16 protein-coding genes are annotated in these 17224 nt (G+C 41.2%); 9 read left to right on the top strand and 7 right to left on the bottom strand.

Annotated features, from left to right (window positions below; all coding sequences use genetic code 11):
* Positions 1-171: 171 nt before the first annotated feature.
* From BJK46_RS07210 to deoC, 4 genes are all read right to left on the bottom strand, one after another.
* The gene (locus BJK46_RS07210; protein ID WP_096533817.1) at positions 172-906 is read right to left on the bottom strand and encodes a response regulator transcription factor LytR; all 735 of its coding nucleotides are present in this window, start codon (positions 904-906) and stop codon (positions 172-174) included.
* Positions 907-909: 3 nt separating this feature from the next.
* Complete coding sequence (locus BJK46_RS07215) at positions 910-2661, bottom strand: sensor histidine kinase (protein ID WP_103263617.1); 1752 nt, start codon at positions 2659-2661, stop codon at positions 910-912.
* A 475-nt stretch (positions 2662-3136) separates the two neighbouring features.
* The gene (deoB, locus tag BJK46_RS07220) at positions 3137-4315 is read right to left on the bottom strand and encodes a phosphopentomutase (RefSeq protein ID WP_014612904.1); all 1179 of its coding nucleotides are present in this window, start codon (positions 4313-4315) and stop codon (positions 3137-3139) included.
* Between the two features lie 33 nt (positions 4316-4348).
* Complete coding sequence (deoC, locus tag BJK46_RS07225; RefSeq protein ID WP_014612903.1) at positions 4349-5011, bottom strand: deoxyribose-phosphate aldolase; 663 nt, start codon at positions 5009-5011, stop codon at positions 4349-4351.
* A gap of 330 nt (positions 5012-5341) precedes the next feature.
* Between deoC and BJK46_RS07230 the strand changes: the two genes are divergently transcribed.
* From BJK46_RS07230 to hisIE, 9 genes are read left to right on the top strand one after another with little or no spacing between them, the layout of a single operon-like run.
* The gene (locus BJK46_RS07230) at positions 5342-6151 is read left to right on the top strand and encodes an ATP phosphoribosyltransferase regulatory subunit (protein ID WP_103263618.1); all 810 of its coding nucleotides are present in this window, start codon (positions 5342-5344) and stop codon (positions 6149-6151) included.
* A 15-nt stretch (positions 6152-6166) separates the two neighbouring features.
* Positions 6167-6781 carry an ATP phosphoribosyltransferase gene (gene hisG, locus BJK46_RS07235; protein WP_014612901.1) on the top strand — a complete coding sequence of 205 codons (615 nt, stop codon included), beginning with the start codon at positions 6167-6169 and terminating at the stop codon, positions 6779-6781.
* Positions 6771-8030 carry a histidinol dehydrogenase gene (hisD, locus tag BJK46_RS07240; RefSeq protein ID WP_096533413.1) on the top strand — a complete coding sequence of 420 codons (1260 nt, stop codon included), beginning with the start codon at positions 6771-6773 and terminating at the stop codon, positions 8028-8030. Before hisG ends, hisD begins: the two co-directional genes overlap by 11 nt.
* The gene (locus tag BJK46_RS07245; protein ID WP_014612899.1) at positions 8027-9040 is read left to right on the top strand and encodes a pyridoxal phosphate-dependent aminotransferase; all 1014 of its coding nucleotides are present in this window, start codon (positions 8027-8029) and stop codon (positions 9038-9040) included. Before hisD ends, BJK46_RS07245 begins: the two co-directional genes overlap by 4 nt.
* A complete protein-coding gene (gene hisB, locus BJK46_RS07250; RefSeq protein WP_103263619.1) occupies positions 9024-9605 on the top strand; it encodes an imidazoleglycerol-phosphate dehydratase HisB in 582 nt (193 codons plus the stop codon). Before BJK46_RS07245 ends, hisB begins: the two co-directional genes overlap by 17 nt.
* Complete coding sequence (hisH, locus tag BJK46_RS07255) at positions 9602-10177, top strand: imidazole glycerol phosphate synthase subunit HisH (RefSeq protein ID WP_103263620.1); 576 nt, start codon at positions 9602-9604, stop codon at positions 10175-10177. Before hisB ends, hisH begins: the two co-directional genes overlap by 4 nt.
* Complete coding sequence (gene hisA / locus BJK46_RS07260; protein WP_014612896.1) at positions 10170-10874, top strand: 1-(5-phosphoribosyl)-5-((5-phosphoribosylamino)methylideneamino)imidazole-4-carboxamide isomerase; 705 nt, start codon at positions 10170-10172, stop codon at positions 10872-10874. The genes hisH and hisA overlap by 8 nt, the downstream gene beginning before the upstream one ends.
* A complete protein-coding gene (gene hisF / locus BJK46_RS12665; RefSeq protein WP_014612895.1) occupies positions 10871-11635 on the top strand; it encodes an imidazole glycerol phosphate synthase subunit HisF in 765 nt (254 codons plus the stop codon). The genes hisA and hisF overlap by 4 nt, the downstream gene beginning before the upstream one ends.
* Positions 11626-12255: a bifunctional phosphoribosyl-AMP cyclohydrolase/phosphoribosyl-ATP diphosphatase HisIE gene (gene hisIE, locus BJK46_RS12670; RefSeq protein WP_103263621.1), complete on the top strand. Its 630-nt coding sequence runs from the start codon at positions 11626-11628 to the stop codon at positions 12253-12255. The genes hisF and hisIE overlap by 10 nt, the downstream gene beginning before the upstream one ends.
* Before the next feature lie 113 nt (positions 12256-12368).
* Here the strand turns inward: hisIE and argF are convergent, their stop codons facing one another.
* The 3 genes from argF to betB all read right to left on the bottom strand — a co-directional run bounded on the left by argF (position 12369) and on the right by betB (position 17035).
* On the bottom strand, positions 12369-13370 hold the full coding sequence (gene argF / locus BJK46_RS07275) for an ornithine carbamoyltransferase (RefSeq protein ID WP_169926730.1): 1002 nt from the start codon (positions 13368-13370) through the stop codon (positions 12369-12371).
* A gap of 349 nt (positions 13371-13719) precedes the next feature.
* On the bottom strand, positions 13720-15414 hold the full coding sequence (gene betA, locus BJK46_RS07280; protein WP_112424786.1) for a choline dehydrogenase: 1695 nt from the start codon (positions 15412-15414) through the stop codon (positions 13720-13722).
* Positions 15415-15541: 127 nt separating this feature from the next.
* Positions 15542-17035: a betaine-aldehyde dehydrogenase gene (gene betB / locus BJK46_RS07285; protein WP_101485074.1), complete on the bottom strand. Its 1494-nt coding sequence runs from the start codon at positions 17033-17035 to the stop codon at positions 15542-15544.
* Between the last annotated feature and the right edge of the window lie 189 nt (positions 17036-17224).

Below are 17224 nucleotides of genomic sequence, written 5' to 3' on the forward strand. Positions count from 1 at the left end.
TCCGACTTCCTTCAGATTCCACTTCGCAATGGACACCCTTGTCTTTCGCTAACAGTTCCTACTACCAAGCCTGTAACGGACTTTCACCGTCAAGATGTTACCCATGCCGGGCGCACTGAAATCAAAGAGTGAGACACATCAAACCGACTGTCTCACTCCTCATCATTCCACTCACAGCTTTAAACCCATCACCTGCTTAAACTTCTTCATATACGACCGACTCACCTGCATCTTCACCCCATCCGTCAACGTCACCATGTACGTCGAATTAAACCAATGCTCAATCGCCTCAATATGCTGTCGATTGATCACATTCGACCGATGAATCCGAATAAACTGTGCCTCATCCAATCGCTTCTCATAAGCACTCAACGGCTCATGTGTCTCATACTCACCTTGCGTCGTATAAATCGTGGTCACACCTTGATTGACCGAAATACCAATCACGTCAACAGGGTTCAGCATATGAATGCGCTCACCAATTTCAATCGGTAAAGGTTGCGTTACTTTCACAGCTGAATGTGGCACATGCATGTCTTCGTACTTTTCCTGCTGTGCACGCACTTTTGCCACAGCTTGCGCAATGCGAGATTGATCGAATGGCTTCATAATATAATCTGTCGCATTCAGTTCAAACGCCTGTACCGCAAATTGGTCATGCGCTGTCGCAAATACAATCGCAGGCGGTGCTTTCATCTTCTGTATTTTTTTACCTAATTCAATCCCATTTTCATTCATTAAATTAATATCTAAAAACACCAAATCATATTCGTTTACTAATAACGCTTCAATCGTTTCGCTCACATTTTCCGCTTCATCTAAAACATCAAATCCTCCGATACGATTCAATAAATATATCAATTCATTACGCGCGAGTGGTTCATCATCAACAATTAATGCACGCATGACTTAATCCTCCTTCTGTTGATAAGGTAACGTACACCATACGCACGTTCCTGTGTCATCACTATCAAAATGTAGCGCGGCTTGCTCACTGAACAAACCTTTTAATCTTAAATTTAAATTTTCTAAAGCACTACCCGTTCCTGACTCTGACTCGACCACTTTTTGGCCCAATTGCGTCAATTTATCTGGTGGAATCCCACGTCCATTGTCACTCACTTCAATATAGAGTTGTTGCGCATCTTTTAATCGTGCCCCGACTTTAATTGTGTTGCCCTTTTTACGGTTTGGAAACGCATGTTTGACCGCATTTTCCACTAAGATTTGAATTAAAAATGGTGGCACAGATGCTTGTTGCACCTTTTGTGGTACATCAAAAGTCACATCAAATCGCCCTGGAAAACGCGCTTGTTCGAGTGATAAATAAGCCGTCACTTGACTTAACTCTTTCTCTAAAGTGATTGTGTTTTGACGCGAACCTTGTAAATTTGAACGAAAGAAATGGCTCAACTCGAGTAATAATTCTCTCGCTTTTTCACTATCAATACGTACTAATGCTGAAATCGTATTCATCGCATTAAAAAAGAAATGCGGGTTCACTTGTGCTTGAAGGGATTTAATCTCCGCATCTTTCAACAACTTACTTTGCATCTCTGCTTCTCCCAGTTCGATTTGACTACTAAAAATCTCCGCCAAACCTTCTGCTAACTGTCGTTCGACAAACGTTAAATTGGTCGGATTCGTAAAGTACATTTTTAACGTCCCTGTCACTTTCCCATGCATTTTAAGTGGAATCACTAGCGCGGCATGCAGTGGACAATGCGGATGCGTGCAACCAATTTCCTCTTTCGTATGCACTTCTTTAAGCTCACCAGTTTGTAGTACCGCTTTAGATAAATGCGTAATAATCTCTTTTTTAAGAATGTGATGGTCACTCCCCGCCCCCACATGTGCCAAAATGTCATGTCGATTCGTAATAGCGACGGCCGATACTTTCATCAAATCTTTAATAATCATCGCCACGTGTTTTGCGGAGTCTTCATTGAGCCCCTCTTTAAAATAAGGCAACGTTTGATTGGTCAATTCTAATACATCATGTGTTTGAACGGCACGCATTTGTTCTTCTTGCTTCAAAGTTGAACTGATGATAGACATAAAAATCGCTGTACCTGCACTATTAACGACAATCATCGGCAGTCCAATCAAAGCAATCAAATCCATCGCATACTGTTTGTCTTGCGCGAACGAAAAAATACAAATCATCTGGACAATTTCCATCATACCACCGATCAATGCACTTTTCGCAATCGTTGGATATTGGTGTTGTTCGAGCGCTTGACGTCCATAATATCCAGAAATAAGTCCAATAAATAGGGAAGAAATTAAATATGTATATGCTTCTGCACCACCCATATAAAGGCGAAAAACACCAGATAAAATGCCGACAAACACACTGACAAAAGGTCCTCCTACCAGTCCTGCGACACCGATTGTCAGCACACGTGTATTCGCTAAAGAAACATTATCATCTAATTGAAAATAAATGCTCCCCGCTAAAATATCGCCATTTTTAATGACGATACCCGTAAAGTTAGACAACAGCGCAAAGAGGCTAAAGACGATACACAATTGCCACTTTGATGCCCATGCTTGTCGCTGTTGCATCGTATGCTTGAAGTATTTTGAATTCATTAAAATGTACGCCAATATAATAATGAGTCCGACACGCTCCAACAGTAATATCGTTAAATTAAACATCGATTTTGGCTCCTTTTGCAATGATGAGACTTTTTGAAACTTTATTCTAGTTTATCACAACACAACAAACATGCCCGATAGATAGAGTGACTAATTTTTTACAGTTACAATGATTTAATATAGAAAAATACGCCACGATCTAACTTTTGTCAGATAATGACGATGCTGTATGTGTAAGTGTTTTTTTATAAAAGATGATTAAGCAGGGGTTTCTACATGTTTTGTACTGTGATGCCTTCCAGTTGATGTGTTTACAATGGGGATGTCAACTTCCTTCAATCCTTACTGCCGTTAAAGATATTCCTTTTAAAACATTGATTCCTACCATATTAACAAAAATATAAACGATTGATAATATAATAAGTGACTTTGTATAAATAAAGTTCAAGCCGGTAGTTCACGTCCATTTAACACTTAACATTCAAAATAAAAAAGCAGCCGACACCTATTTACAGGTATCAGCCACTTCTCTCAATTATTTCAATTCATTTAAATAGCTACGTCCAAACTCAGGCAATGTTACGCCAAAGTTATCGGCAATTGTTGCACCGATTGAACTAAATGTTGTATCGCCTTCTAATGCTTGTCCGCCTTTAAACTTCGGACTATACATGATGACTGGAATGTACTCACGTGTATGATCTGTCCCCGGTGCTGTTGGGTCATTCCCGTGGTCCGCTGTAATAATCAATAAATCGTCTTCATGCAATGCATCCATCAATTCTGGTAAGCGATTATCAAATTCTTTAATCGCTTGTGCATAGCCTGGCTTATCACGACGGTGGCCATATAATGCATCAAAGTCAACTAAGTTTAAAAAGCTTAATCCTTTAAAGTCTTTGTTGACGATATTCATTAATTGATCCATGCCATCCATATTACTTTTCGTACGTACGGCTTCAGTTACACCTTCACCATCATAAATATCGTTAATTTTACCAATCGCAATGACATCATAGTCATTTTCTTTTAACGTATTCATCACTGTTTTACCAAATGGCTTCAAGGCATAATCATGACGGTTGCTTGTACGTGTGAAGTTACCGGGTTCGCCAACATATGGACGCGCAATGATACGTCCAATTAAATATTTCGGATCTTTTGTCAGTTCACGGACTTTTTCACAAATGTCATACAACTCTTCTAACGGAATGACATCTTCGTGTGCAGCAATTTGAAGCACAGGGTCAGCAGAAGTATAGACGATTAAGTCTCCTGTCTTCATTTGATGTTCGCCCCACTCGTCAATAATTTGTGTACCCGATGCTGGGCGGTTTGCGACAACTTTACGGCCTGAAAGTTGTTCGATTTCTTGAACTAACTCTTCTGGAAAACCTTCTGGATACACTTTGAACGGTTGCATAATGTTCAAGCCCATAATTTCCCAGTGGCCTGTCATCGTGTCTTTACCGACTGACGCTTCACTTAATTTTGTATAATACGCTAAAGGATGATCAACAGCGTCAATCACTGGTAATGGCGCAATATTCCCTAAGCCTAACTTTTCAAGGTTTGGTAACTTTTGATCAAATCCTTCAAGCGTATGTTTTAAAGTGTGTGAGCCTTCATCGTTAAAGTCTTTAGCGTCTGGGCCCTCTCCAATCCCAACTGAATCCATCACAATTAAATGAACGCGTTGAAAAGGTACTGTCATCTTAATCACTCCCACATTTATTGAATTCTTTGATTAATAATCTGAATCTACTTCTAAACCTTGCATAATTTGTACGCCGGCACTTGCACCGATACGTGTTGCACCTGCATCAATCATTGCTTTGAAGTCTTCTAAGTTACGTACGCCACCAGCTGCTTTCACTTCTACTGATTCGCCGACTGTATCTTTCATTAACTTCACATCTTCAGGTGTAGCGCCACCCGTAGAGAAGCCTGTTGATGTTTTCACGAAATGGGCACCTGCTGCTTTAGTTAGTTCAGATGCTTTTACTTTTTCTTCTTCAGTTAAAAGTGCTGTTTCGATAATGACCTTAACTGTTTTACCTTCTGCAGCTTTAACGACCGCTTCAATATCTTTTTGCACGTCATCATAACGTTGGTCTTTTAATGCACCAATGTTGATCACCATGTCAATCTCATCTGCGCCTTTACGGATCGCATCTTCTGTTTCAAATACTTTTGTTTCCGTCGTGTTCGCTCCTAATGGGAAACCGATCACTGTACATACGAGCACATCTGAATCTGCTAATTTTTCTGCAGCATAAGCGATGTGTGTTGGATTAATACAAATCGATTTGAAATGATATGCTTTTGCTTCCTCAATAATTTTGTCAATTTGTGCACGTGTTGATTCTGGTTTTAACAACGTGTGATCAATATATTTTTCGAAATTCATACGGAACGCTCCTTATTGATATAATTTCTTGACCCTCTCAATTATACAATTAGATGCTTCAAAATACGATTTTTTTATTTTGAGTCGATTGCGATAAATTGGTAATGAATATGTGCAACGCATGCTCGTGTTTGAACCATTATGGCATGGCATATTGCCGTGTACAAATCGAACAATTTTGAGACAGTCTGATGATGATGACGGCAAGTAGCCGAAACTAAAAATAAAATATTCAGAAAAATGTGTTGAAATCTGAAAATCTCTGTGCTACCATTGTCATATTCTATTCGAATACTTTAACTTGGTAGAGAGCGAAAGCGAGGGTGGATAATGGGACAACCTTTCATACAAAATAAACAATATGAAATTGACTTTTTAAAGTTAGCAACAGCCAATGATTTCGAACCAATTGAGACTGCTTTTATCGAAACACTCGTGTGGGATGAACTGTCTCCAGATGATTTAAAACAAATGAAAGAGCGCAGTGTGTGGCAGGCAGATGATACTTTGTTTGCTTTACGCAATGATTTCACCGATCAACTTGTGCGCTATTATCAACATTATCAACTCAATCATTCCGCTGTGGCTTATACGGGGCCGATTGTGCGACACCATCAAGTCCAAACACAACTTGGTCTGGAATGTTATCGCCCACATATTCAAGAAATGTACCATGCTTTTGAGACGTTCCAACAATTTATCTCGCAACACTTACAAGATGAAATTCAATATGTCGTGATTGGGCATTACCAGCTCATCGATTTATTGCTTGAGTATCAAGCTGAACGTGAACAGCTACTGACATGGGTTGAACAGCGTAATATTTCGGCACTCAAATCCGCTCTTGGCATGAGTCATCCGCTCGTACGGTTATTACTCACACCGACACATCAGCAACTGGAACTTTTAAATACGTTATATCCACATGATCACGTCATTATTCGCAGTTTGAATCGTTGGCAAACATACTTCAAATCGCTTCACATCGACACGATTCATCTGGATGTTACACCGCAAGCTCCACGTTCATACTATAAGGAGGCGTTTATTCATGCACACCTTCAAAACAGTGGTCGAACGCTATCAGGAGGCTATTATAACGGGCCGCTAGAGGGTTTCGGTTTAGGGTTAACATTATAACGAGGAGGAATCACTGTGCTTACGATCGCATTAGCTAAAGGTCGCCTGCTCAAAAGTTTTATCGCCTATTTAGAATCACAAGGTCAAAACGATTTGGCAGCACAATTAAAGTCTAGAGAACGCCAGCTTCAAATTAAAGTATCGCCTTTCCATTTTTTATTCGTCAAAGGCAATGACGTCCCTATCTATGTCGAACAAGGCATTGCTGATATTGGCATTACAGGCAGTGATATTCTCAATGAAGCTCAATACGACGTCAATCAACTGCTTGCACTTCCTTTTGGCCAATGTCACTTTTCAGTCGCAGCATTTGACGAGACAACGGACTATCACAAAGTCGCAACTTCTTTTCCTAAAACAGCAAGAGATTATTTTAAAGCGACAGGACGTGATGTCGAACTGATCGAATTATCCGGCTCTATCGAACTTGCTTGTGTGATTGGCATGGTCGACGGCATCGTTGACATTGTTCAAACAGGGACGACATTGCGTTCGAACGGGTTAGTCGAAAAAGAACATATTACAGATATTCAAGCGCAACTCATTACGAATCGACAAAGCTTTTTCACCCAATCATCAGAAATTGATGCATTTATTAACATGTTAGGAGTGTCGCTCATTGATCGTTAATAGCCAAACCTTTTTACAACAATTCGAAACAACAGAAACATTCAATCCTGAAATTCACGCACAAGTCACTGCCATTTGTGAACGCGTGCGACGTGAAGGAGACCTAGCATTACATGACTATAATCAACAATTTGATGGCATCAAGGTGGAGGCGTTGGAAGTGCCACAAGCTGACATTGCAGCAGCGTACCACAATATAGATGAAGATTTACGTCACGCACTTGAGCATAGTTTCCGAAGAATTCGCGATTATCAAACACAAATCAAATACGAAAACCAATACGCGACACCTGAACTTTATGAAGTGTATCACCCGATTGAACGTGTCGGTATATATGTGCCAGGCGGTAAAGCGAGCTACCCTTCCACTGTATTAATGACGGCCACACTCGCGAAAGTAGCCGGTGTGAAAAACATCAGTGTCGTCACGCCGCCTCAGCAGAATGGTGTTGCACCGAGTGTACTCGCAGCATGTCATATTGCTGGTGTGGATCATGTGTATCAAGTCGGCGGTGCACAAAGTATTGCAGCACTCGCTTATGGTACAGAAACCATCCCGAAAGTCGATAAAATTGTCGGTCCAGGTAATCAATATGTCGCCTATGCGAAAAAAGCATTGTATGGCGAAGTCGGTATCGATCAAATTGCGGGACCCAGTGAAATTGCATTGATAATTGATGATACATGTAACTTAGAAGCAGTTGTCTATGATGTATTTGCTCAAGCAGAACATGATGAAATGGCGGGGACATTTGTCATTTCAACAGATTTGGCATTGCTCGAAAGTTTAGAAAGCCGTATCCAACAAACACTTAACGGTGCACCACGTCATGACATTTTAAAAGTCAGTTTGAAAGATAATCACTATCTCATTCACGCGACTGATTTTGAAGACAGTTGTCATGTGATGAATACTATTGCACCAGAGCATGCATCAATTCAAACCGCGCAGCCTGAAAACTATTTGCCACATATTCACTATGTTGGCAGCCTATTCTTAGGTGGCTATGCGCCGGAAGCGATTGGAGACTATATTGCGGGACCAAGCCACGTTCTACCTACACAACGGACAGCCCGCTTTCAACACGGTTTATCGGTCAATGACTTTTTAACAAAACATACGGTGATTCACTTATCAGAAGCAACCTATGAAAAAACGTATCGAGATGCAGCACGTATCGCTCAAGATGAACAACTGTATCACCACCAAAAATCATTAGAAATTAGACAAAGAGGTGACAACGCATGATTCGTATGAATAAAAATGAAAGTCCGATCAAACCACTATCGACAGAAACATTAACCAAACTCATCGAAAAGTGTGACTATCACCTCTATCCTGACGTGGCGTATGATCGTTTTCGTAAAGCTTATGCGCGATACTATGGTAATACTTTCACACGCGAACAAATCACTTGTGGCAATGGCTCTGATGAACTGATTCAAAAGTTAATGCTCATCATGCCAGATGGACCATGTTTAACGCTCAACCCCGACTTTTTCATGTATCAAGATTACGCGCGCCAAGTGAACCGCGATATTCAATTTGTGGATGCTACACCAGAGTTATCTTTTCCAGTTGAAGCCGTATTGGACAAGATTGAAGCGGTACAGCCGAGTTTCTTCATATTAAGTAATCCACACAATCCGACTGGTCACCGTTTTGATGAAAGTTATTTGCTGGCCGTTGCCAATCGCATGAAACAACTCGGAGGCTATCTCGTCATTGATGAAGCGTATATTGATTTTTCAACACCGCTCGATATTGCGTTAGAAGATCACATTTTGGTCATGCGCACATTGTCGAAAGCTTATGCGATGGCTGGGTTGCGTCTCGGTGTGTTAATTGGCACAGAAAAAACGATTCAACTTGTTCGACAAATTGAACACCCTTACCCGCTCAGTGCGCTAACAATGGCAATCGGTATTCAACTATTCGAAAACCAAGCAGACACTGAAGCATTCATTGCACACCAACGTCATTTAAGCTCACGGTTGAAAGCTATATTACAACAATATGCCAGTCCACATATGACGATTTATCCGAGTGAGACCAACTTTGTGCTAACTGCTGGACCTCAAGCAATGGCACTCGGACGCCATGTGGAACAACACGGCTTTCTCCCACGTTTTTACAATGACCCATCTGAAGCAACAATGGCAGGATTTGTCCGCTATTCCATTGCGACAGAAGCCCAGCTAGACCGTTTTGAACAAGTCGTCAAAGAATGGAGTGAACGTCATGACATATCAAATTAACCGTGAAACGAAAGAAACTAAAATTGCCATTGAACTTTCAGAAGCGCAAGAAACAAGTCATATCGATACAGGTGTCGGCTTTTTAGATCATATGTTGACACTACTCAGCTTTCACAGTGGGCTGTACTTCAATATAAATGTCGATGGTGATACGTGGGTGGATGATCACCATACAACTGAAGATATCGGTATCGTACTCGGTCAATTATTGTTACAACTGACGCGCGATAAAAAACATTTCGAGCGTTACGGCCAACAATATTTACCGATGGACGAAACGTTAGCGCGTGCTGTGGTCGATATTAGTGGACGCCCTTATTTAAACTTTAACGCGTCATTCAGTAAAGAAAAGGTCGGCCAGTTTGATACAGAGTTAGTAGAAGAATTTTTCAGAGCGTTAATCATCAATGCGCGACTTACGGTACACATCGATTTACTGCACCAAGGCAATACACACCATGAGATTGAATCAGTATTCAAAGCGTTCGCCCGCGCCTTAAAACAAGCATTGCGCCCATCACAAGAAGCACGTATCCCTTCGTCTAAAGGTGTGATTGAATCATGATTGTCATTGTAGATTACGGATTAGGCAATATTTTAAATGTCCAACGTGCCGTACAACATCTCGGCTATGATGTCGTCGTCTCACGTGATCCTGCAGTCATTGAACATGCCGAACAGCTCATTTTACCAGGGGTCGGTCATTTTAAAGACGCCATGCAAGCCATTGACCGTTATGAACTGGTGCCATTATTGAAACGACAACAAAAGCCCATTATTGGTATCTGTCTCGGGATGCAATTGCTCTATGCTTTTAGCGATGAAGGTCATGTCCCTGGGCTCGGCTTTTTCGAAGGTCATGTTCGTGCGATAGACACGCCTTACACAGTGCCTCATCTCGGTTGGAATCAGTTAAAAAGCGACGTCCCGAGTTTAGATAAAGACGTCTATTATGTGCATACGTACCAAGCGCCGATGAATGACGATGTTGTCGCCTATACAGATTACGGCACTCAAATTCCTGGTATCGTCCAACGCGGTCCATATATCGGCATTCAATTTCACCCTGAAAAAAGTGGGAATTATGGCTTGGACATCTTAGCACAAGCATTAAAAGGAGGATGGCAACATGATTAAAATTTGGCCTGCCATTGATTTAATTGAAGGTAAAAGTGTGCGCTTGACCGAGGGAGATTACAGCACTTCAGAGGCGATGACGAGAAGCGCAGAAGACAGTATTCAATTTTACAATCAATTCGAAAGTGTCGACCGCATTCACATTATCGACCTCATCGGCGCCAAAGCACAACGCGCGATTGAAATGGATTATATTCAACAACTCATTCAAGCGAGTGATAAACCAATTGAAGTCGGGGGTGGCATTCGTGATGAGGCTACGTTGCGACGCTATTTTGATTCAGGTGTCGATTACTGTATTGTCGGCACACAAGCAATTACGAATACAGCATGGCTCGCTGAAATGAGTCAGTTATTTCCTGGGAAAATTTATGTATCCGTCGATGCATATCGCACAGCAATCAAAATTAACGGTTGGACAGAAGATGCTGCGTTAGACTTATTTGACTACGTCGCTCAAATCGAGACATTCCCGTTAGGTGGCGTTATTTACACAGATATTTCGAAAGATGGTAAATTAGCAGGTCCGAACTTTGAAATCACCGCTCAACTTGCACAAGCGACATCGTTACCTGTCGTCGCATCAGGAGGCATTCGTGATCGACAAGATCTTGAAAGACTTGAAGCTTCAGGTGTTACTGCTGCAATTGTCGGTAAAGCTGCAAATCAAAGCACATTTTGGGAGGGATTAAGTTGATTAAAAAACGAATCATTCCTTGCCTCGATGTGAAAGATGGCCGCGTCGTAAAAGGCATTCAATTTAAAGGTTTAAGGGACATCGGTGATCCCGTTGATCTAGCCATGTACTATAACGAAGCCGGTGCCGATGAACTCGTCTTTTTAGATATTTCCAAAACTGAGCGGGGCCATGCTTTAACGTTAGACATTATCCAACAAACCGCCGAGCAACTGTTTATCCCATTAACGGTCGGGGGTGGTATTGCTTCACTCGATGACATTTCTGATTTGTTAAAGCATGGTGCCGACAAAGTATCCCTTAATTCAGCAGCACTCAATAACCCTGAACTCATCCGTCAAGCGAGCGAAAAGTTTGGACGACAATGCATTTGTATCGCCATCGACAGTCAATATGATCCAAAGTTAGATGATTATTTCTGTTGTACACACGGCGGTAAAAAGCGCACTGATAAACGGGTGTATGATTGGGTCCAAGAAGTCGAATCACTCGGGGCTGGTGAGCTTCTCGTCACAAGCATGGATTTTGATGGGATGAAACAAGGCTTTGACCTTAAACATTTGAATGGGATTGCTGAACGCGTCAATATTCCAATTATTGCGTCGGGGGGTGGTGGCAAGGCACGTCACTTTACCGAACTTTTCACACAAACCCCTGTCTCAGCAGGACTTGCGGCAAGTATATTACACGACAAAGAAACGACTGTTCACGAAATCAAACAAGAACTCGAAAATGGAGGTGTGCCTGTCAGATGGCCTTAAAACCAGATTTTTCAAAAGGATTACTCCCTGTCATTTTACAAGATGCCGATACAAAACAAGTGTTGATGTTAGGTTATATGAATGAAGAAGCGTTCCAAAAAACGGTAGAAGAAGAAGTCGCTTGGTTTTATTCGCGCTCCAAAGGTCGTCTATGGAAAAAAGGCGAATCTTCAGGACATATTCAAAAAGTTAAAGATATGTATTTAGATTGCGATCAAGATACATTATTGCTGTTTGTCGAACCGATGGGCCCAACATGCCACACCGGTGCACAGAGTTGTTTTGGAACAGAAGGTGGCTTTAAAGTGCAACAACTTGAAGAAACGGTTGCAACACGTGCACAGGAAGCAGATAGTGGCTCGTATACACAGTACTTACTCAATGAAGGTAAAGAGAAAATTACGAAGAAGTTTGGTGAAGAAGCATTTGAAGTCGTGATTGCGGCGATGAAAGATAATCGTGATGAATTGATTGCGGAAAGTGCGGATGTATTGTATCACTTGTTCGTATTACTTCAAGCGCAAGATGTGACATTTGCAGAAGTGGAAGCGTTGTTGGGGGAACGGCATGAGAAGCGTAATAATTTTAAAGGTGAACGTCAAGATATTGAAGAATGGTAGGTTGCGTACATTGTCGTAACATTCAGATTGCTGAACCATTCTGACCTCAGTCTCCATGATAAAACCCTCATTCCAGTGTGATGATGAACATTGGGATGAGGGTTTTTTTATTCTTAAAATAATTCGCCGAGTGTTGCAGCCATAATCGCTTTGATCGCATGCAAACGGTTTTCTGCTTGTTCAAAGACAACAGAGTTTGGACCGTTGAATACTGAATCTGTAATCTCTAACGCTTCTAATCCGAACTGGTCATAAAGTTTTTGACTCGTGGTCGTTTCTAAGTTATGAAACGCTGGTAAACAATGCATGACGATGAGGTCTGGGTTGTCTGCTTGAACAAGAAGCGTATCATTAATTTGATAAGGCAACATGTTTTCGATGCGTGTGCCCCACTCACTTTCATCTGTCCCCATCGATACCCAGACGTCTGTATAGAGTACATCCGTATGATAGACGGCTTGTTGGACATTTTCAGTAATCATGATATTCCCGCCTGATTGCTCTGCATACTGGTGGGCAATGGTTTGAACATCAAGATGGGGTTGTAAATTTTCTGGTGCGGCGATATGAATATTGACGCCTAATATTGCCCCTGTCACAAGTAAATCATGTGCCACATTGTTTGACGCATCACCGACATACGTTAATGTGCGATTTTCTAATGCGCCAAAATGTTCTTTGATAGTCATAAAGTCTGCAATCATTTGTGTCGGATGCCATTCATTCGTCAAACCATTCCATACAGGCACACCCGAATGTTGACTTAGCTCTTCTACATCTGACTGGTGGTAGCCACGAAACTCGATACCATCATACATACGTCCGAAAACTTGCGCTGTATCGGCAATCGATTCTTTGACCCCTAGATGAATATCCCCTTTTTCATAATAATCCACATGTGCACCTAAATCATGTGCCGCTACGCTGAATGCTGCTCTTGTTCGTGTAGAGGGCTTTTCAAAAATAAGCGCAATGTTTTTCCCTTTCAAAAACGGATGTGGCAAGTGATGCTGCTTCTTATGTTTTAACGCCATCGAAAAGTCAATTAACGTCATTAAAGCCTCAGCATCAAAATCCTTTGTTTTCAATAAACTTTTCCCTTTGAAAGCCTTCAGTTTCTTTAAAGTAGTCGTGTACGTCCCATCTTCATCACACCTTTTATGATTATTTATTCTTTATATTGCATTATTATACATTTAGAACAACTCTAAGTCAACCGCTTTTCTGTATCAGAAGCGTTAGTATTAGCGATTGAAATTTAAGCGCTCTGAAAAGATTATCCCAAAAAGCAGAAACTTATACCTCATATATTCAACCATAAAATACGATAGTTTTGAGATTATTGCTTTTACAATAGAAGAAACTGAAAATGTTTAATCCTCTTTTTCGTTTCCTACATAAAAAAGCGACTGATCTTGAAATCGTCGCAACAACCTCAAAATCAATCGCTATTATGATCATCTCTTAATCAATCGCACCTGCATCTGGATGACTCTTACCATGAATATAATAATCTACATATTCAGGTTCTAATGGTTGTCTACCACGGATGATGTCAGCTGCTTTTTCCGCCAACATCAATACAGGTGAATGAATATTACCATTTGTCGTAGTTGGCATTACAGATGCATCCACAACACGTAAGTTTTCCATACCATGGACTTTCATTGTTAATGGGTCTACCACTGCCATTGGATCGCTCGCTGGTCCCATTTTCGCACTACATGATGGGTGTAATGCTGTTTCCGCATCACGACGTACCCAGTCTAAAATTTCTTCATCTGTTTGTACACTTGGTCCTGGTGAAATTTCGCCACCGTTAAATTGGTCTAATGCAGGTTGTTTTAAAATGTTACGTGCGACACGAATGGCTTCAACCCATTCACGTTTATCTTCTTCTGTTGATAAGTAGTTAAACACGAATTTCGGCTTCACATAAGGGTTCGTTGACGTAATTTTCAAACTACCACGTGAGTTAGAATACATCGGACCAACGTGTACTTGATAACCATGTGCAGTTTCTGCTTTTTGACCGTCGTAACGTACAGCTAATGGTAAGAAGTGGAACATTAAGTTTGGATAATCTACTTCATCATTTGAGCGCACGAAGCCGCAACCTTCAAAGTGGTTACTTGCCGCGGCACCTGTACGGCGTGTGAGCCATTCTAAACCGATGAACGGCATTTTTAGTTTATTTAGACTTGGTTGCATCGATACAGGTTCTTTACATGTATGTTGGATGTAAACTTCTAAATGGTCTTCAAAGTTTTCACCCACACCTGGTAGGTGAATACGCGGTTCGATACCCAGTGAACGTAAATGTTCTGAATCACCAATACCTGACAGTTGTAATAATTGTGGTGTATTGAATGCACCGCCAGATAAAATCACTTCTTTCGCGAGCACTTTGTGTAAACGGCCGTTACGTTTATATGTCACACCTGTAACCGTATTACCATCGAAATGAAGCTTTTCTACAAATGCGCGTGTTTTTACCGTTAAATTCGGGCGTTTCATGGCTGGGCGTAAATACGCACGTGAAGCTGATACACGACGACCGTTATGAATTTGGCTGTCAAATGGACCAAAACCTTCTTGACGGAAACCATTCACGTCTTTTGTTTTGCGATAACCTGCTTCAACTGCCGCATCGAAAAAGGCGTGGAATAGTGGGTTATCAGCTGGACCTCGACGTAGTTTAATCGGGCCATTTAAGCCACGAATCGGATCATCAGCATCTGCGCCGAATGTCGTCTCTAAACGTTTGAAGTAAGGTAGACAGTGTGCATAATCCCATGTGTCCATGCCTTCAGGTTGCCCCCATTTTTCATAGTCTAACGGATTACCCCGTTGATAAATCATACCGTTAATTGAACTTGAACCACCTAACACTTTCCCACGTGTGTGGAATACTTTACGGCCACCCATATGCGGTTCACCGTCTGTTTCATATTTCCAGTCATAGAAACGATTGCCAGATGGATACATTAAAGCGGCAGGCATTTGAATTAATAAGTCCCATGGGTAGTCACTACGTCCTGCTTCTAGGACCAACACCTTTTTATCTTTGTCTTCGCTTAAACGTGCACCTAAAACAGACCCTGCACTACCGCCACCGATAATGATATAGTCATACATTTTATCGTACGCTTTACTCATAACAAAAACTCCTTCACAACTTTATATTTTCTCATCTTTTTATGTACAAAAAGTCATGAACTGTCGTGGTTGTCGGGACGTGATGTTAATCATGACCTTCTTCGTCAATCTGTTCAACATTCGTGTATTAAGATTGGCTAAACCATTTCACTGGTTCAGGGTTAGTATTCATTAAAATATGTTTCGTTTCCAAATATTCTTCTAAACCTTGATGCCCGAGTTCACGGCCGATACCTGATTGTTTGTAACCACCCCATGGGGCTTGTGCGAAATAAGGATGGAAGTCATTAATCCAAACGGTACCCATTCTCATTTTGCTTGCGACGCGTTGGGCTTTACCGATATCTTTCGTAAAAACACCACCCGCAAGACCGTAAATAGAGTCGTTCGCTAAACGAATCGCTTCTTCTTCTGTCTCAAAGCCTTCCACTGTCACAACAGGACCAAATACTTCCTCTTGAACGATACGCATCGATGTATCACAATCTGTAATCACAGTTGGCTCAAAGAAAAAGCCATTTTGTAGGTCTTCACGTTCTGGGCGTTGACCGCCAACCGCAATCGTAGCGCCATCTTCTTTCGCGACTTCCATATAATTTTCAACTTTCGCACGGTGTTCTGCTGAAATCAATGGTCCGAGTTCGGTCGACTTATCAAAACCGTTACCTAAGCGGATTTTTTTCACCGCATCGATTAACGCTTTTTCGAATTTGTCTTTAATAGAATTGTGAACGATAATACGTGAACCTGCTGAACATACTTGACCAGCGTGGAAAAAGCCACCATTCAACGCTTGGTCTACCGCAAGATCAAAGTCTGCATCATCAAAAATAATATTTGGATTTTTACCGCCTAATTCAAGCGCGATGTTTGTCACATGATCGGCAGCTTTTTTCATAATGTGTTTACCTGTTTTAATACCACCTGTGAATGACACTAAGTCCACTTCAGGGTGTGAAGATAAAACATCGCCAATTTCAGAACCTGCACCTAAAACTAAATTGATGACACCCTTTGGAAAACCAACTTCCTCCATTAATTCAAAAACACGAATGGTCGTTAAAGGTGTGATTTCACTTGGCTTCATTACAAGGGAACAACCTGTCGCTAATGCAGGCGCAATCTTCCATGATGCTTGTAATAGCGGATAGTTCCACGGTGTGATTTGTGTCACAACACCGATGGGCTCTTTCACAACTTTGCTTTCTGTGTTTTCAATCGGTGAGTTAATCAATTCGCCACCGTCTTTATCTGCTAAACCTGCAAAATACATAAACACGTTATGAATGTCATCCATGTCAACTAATGACTCTTCATACGTTTTACCTGTATCTAATGTTTCTAAATAAGCTAACTCTTCACGGTTTTCTTTAATTTTGTCCGCAATCGCACGCACTTTTTGGCCTTTCGTTTCACCCGTTTCGTTCGCATAACGCCCTTCATCAAATGCGCGACGAGCTGCAAGGATAGCACGTTCAACATCTGCTTCAGTTCCTTCTGCCACCTCTAAAATGACCTCTTGATTGTACGGATTAATGATTTCACGTGTTGCTTTATTACTACTCTCGACCCATTCACCGTCTATATATTGGCGACGAGATAATCGGTTTACAGCTTCCATCAGTATCCCTCCGTTAAGTTTGTTAAGTTTTTATTTAACGAATTTCACAAATTTAACTTTAACATATGAAAAATGACACTGTCAACTGCTAGCGATTGCTTTACACCTTCCTACAAAAAGCGTTAAATTGATAAAGAATGTTACAAATTTTTTTAATTAATAACTCGCTTTTCTCAAGTTAAATGTTAA

Origin of the sequence: Staphylococcus pseudintermedius, assembly GCF_001792775.2 — a bacterium.
Lineage (GTDB): Bacteria > Bacillota > Bacilli > Staphylococcales > Staphylococcaceae > Staphylococcus > Staphylococcus pseudintermedius.

What these genes read in the sequence shown, in the direction of transcription:
- BJK46_RS07215 (WP_103263617.1), bottom strand. Translation starts at nt 2,661, where the DNA reads ATGTTTAATTTAACGATATTACTGTTGGAGCGTGTCGGACTCATTATT.
- betB (WP_101485074.1), bottom strand. Translation starts at nt 17,035, where the DNA reads ATGGAAGCTGTAAACCGATTATCTCGTCGCCAATATATAGACGGTGAA.
- BJK46_RS07210 (WP_096533817.1), bottom strand. Translation starts at nt 906, where the DNA reads ATGCGTGCATTAATTGTTGATGATGAACCACTCGCGCGTAATGAATTG.
- hisA (WP_014612896.1), top strand. Translation starts at nt 10,170, where the DNA reads ATGATTAAAATTTGGCCTGCCATTGATTTAATTGAAGGTAAAAGTGTG.
- hisIE (WP_103263621.1), top strand. Translation starts at nt 11,626, where the DNA reads ATGGCCTTAAAACCAGATTTTTCAAAAGGATTACTCCCTGTCATTTTA.
- hisB (WP_103263619.1), top strand. Translation starts at nt 9,024, where the DNA reads ATGACATATCAAATTAACCGTGAAACGAAAGAAACTAAAATTGCCATT.
- deoC (WP_014612903.1), bottom strand. Translation starts at nt 5,011, where the DNA reads ATGAATTTCGAAAAATATATTGATCACACGTTGTTAAAACCAGAATCA.
- hisH (WP_103263620.1), top strand. Translation starts at nt 9,602, where the DNA reads ATGATTGTCATTGTAGATTACGGATTAGGCAATATTTTAAATGTCCAA.
- deoB (WP_014612904.1), bottom strand. Translation starts at nt 4,315, where the DNA reads ATGACAGTACCTTTTCAACGCGTTCATTTAATTGTGATGGATTCAGTT.
- BJK46_RS07230 (WP_103263618.1), top strand. Translation starts at nt 5,342, where the DNA reads ATGGGACAACCTTTCATACAAAATAAACAATATGAAATTGACTTTTTA.
- BJK46_RS07245 (WP_014612899.1), top strand. Translation starts at nt 8,027, where the DNA reads ATGATTCGTATGAATAAAAATGAAAGTCCGATCAAACCACTATCGACA.
- betA (WP_112424786.1), bottom strand. Translation starts at nt 15,414, where the DNA reads ATGAGTAAAGCGTACGATAAAATGTATGACTATATCATTATCGGTGGC.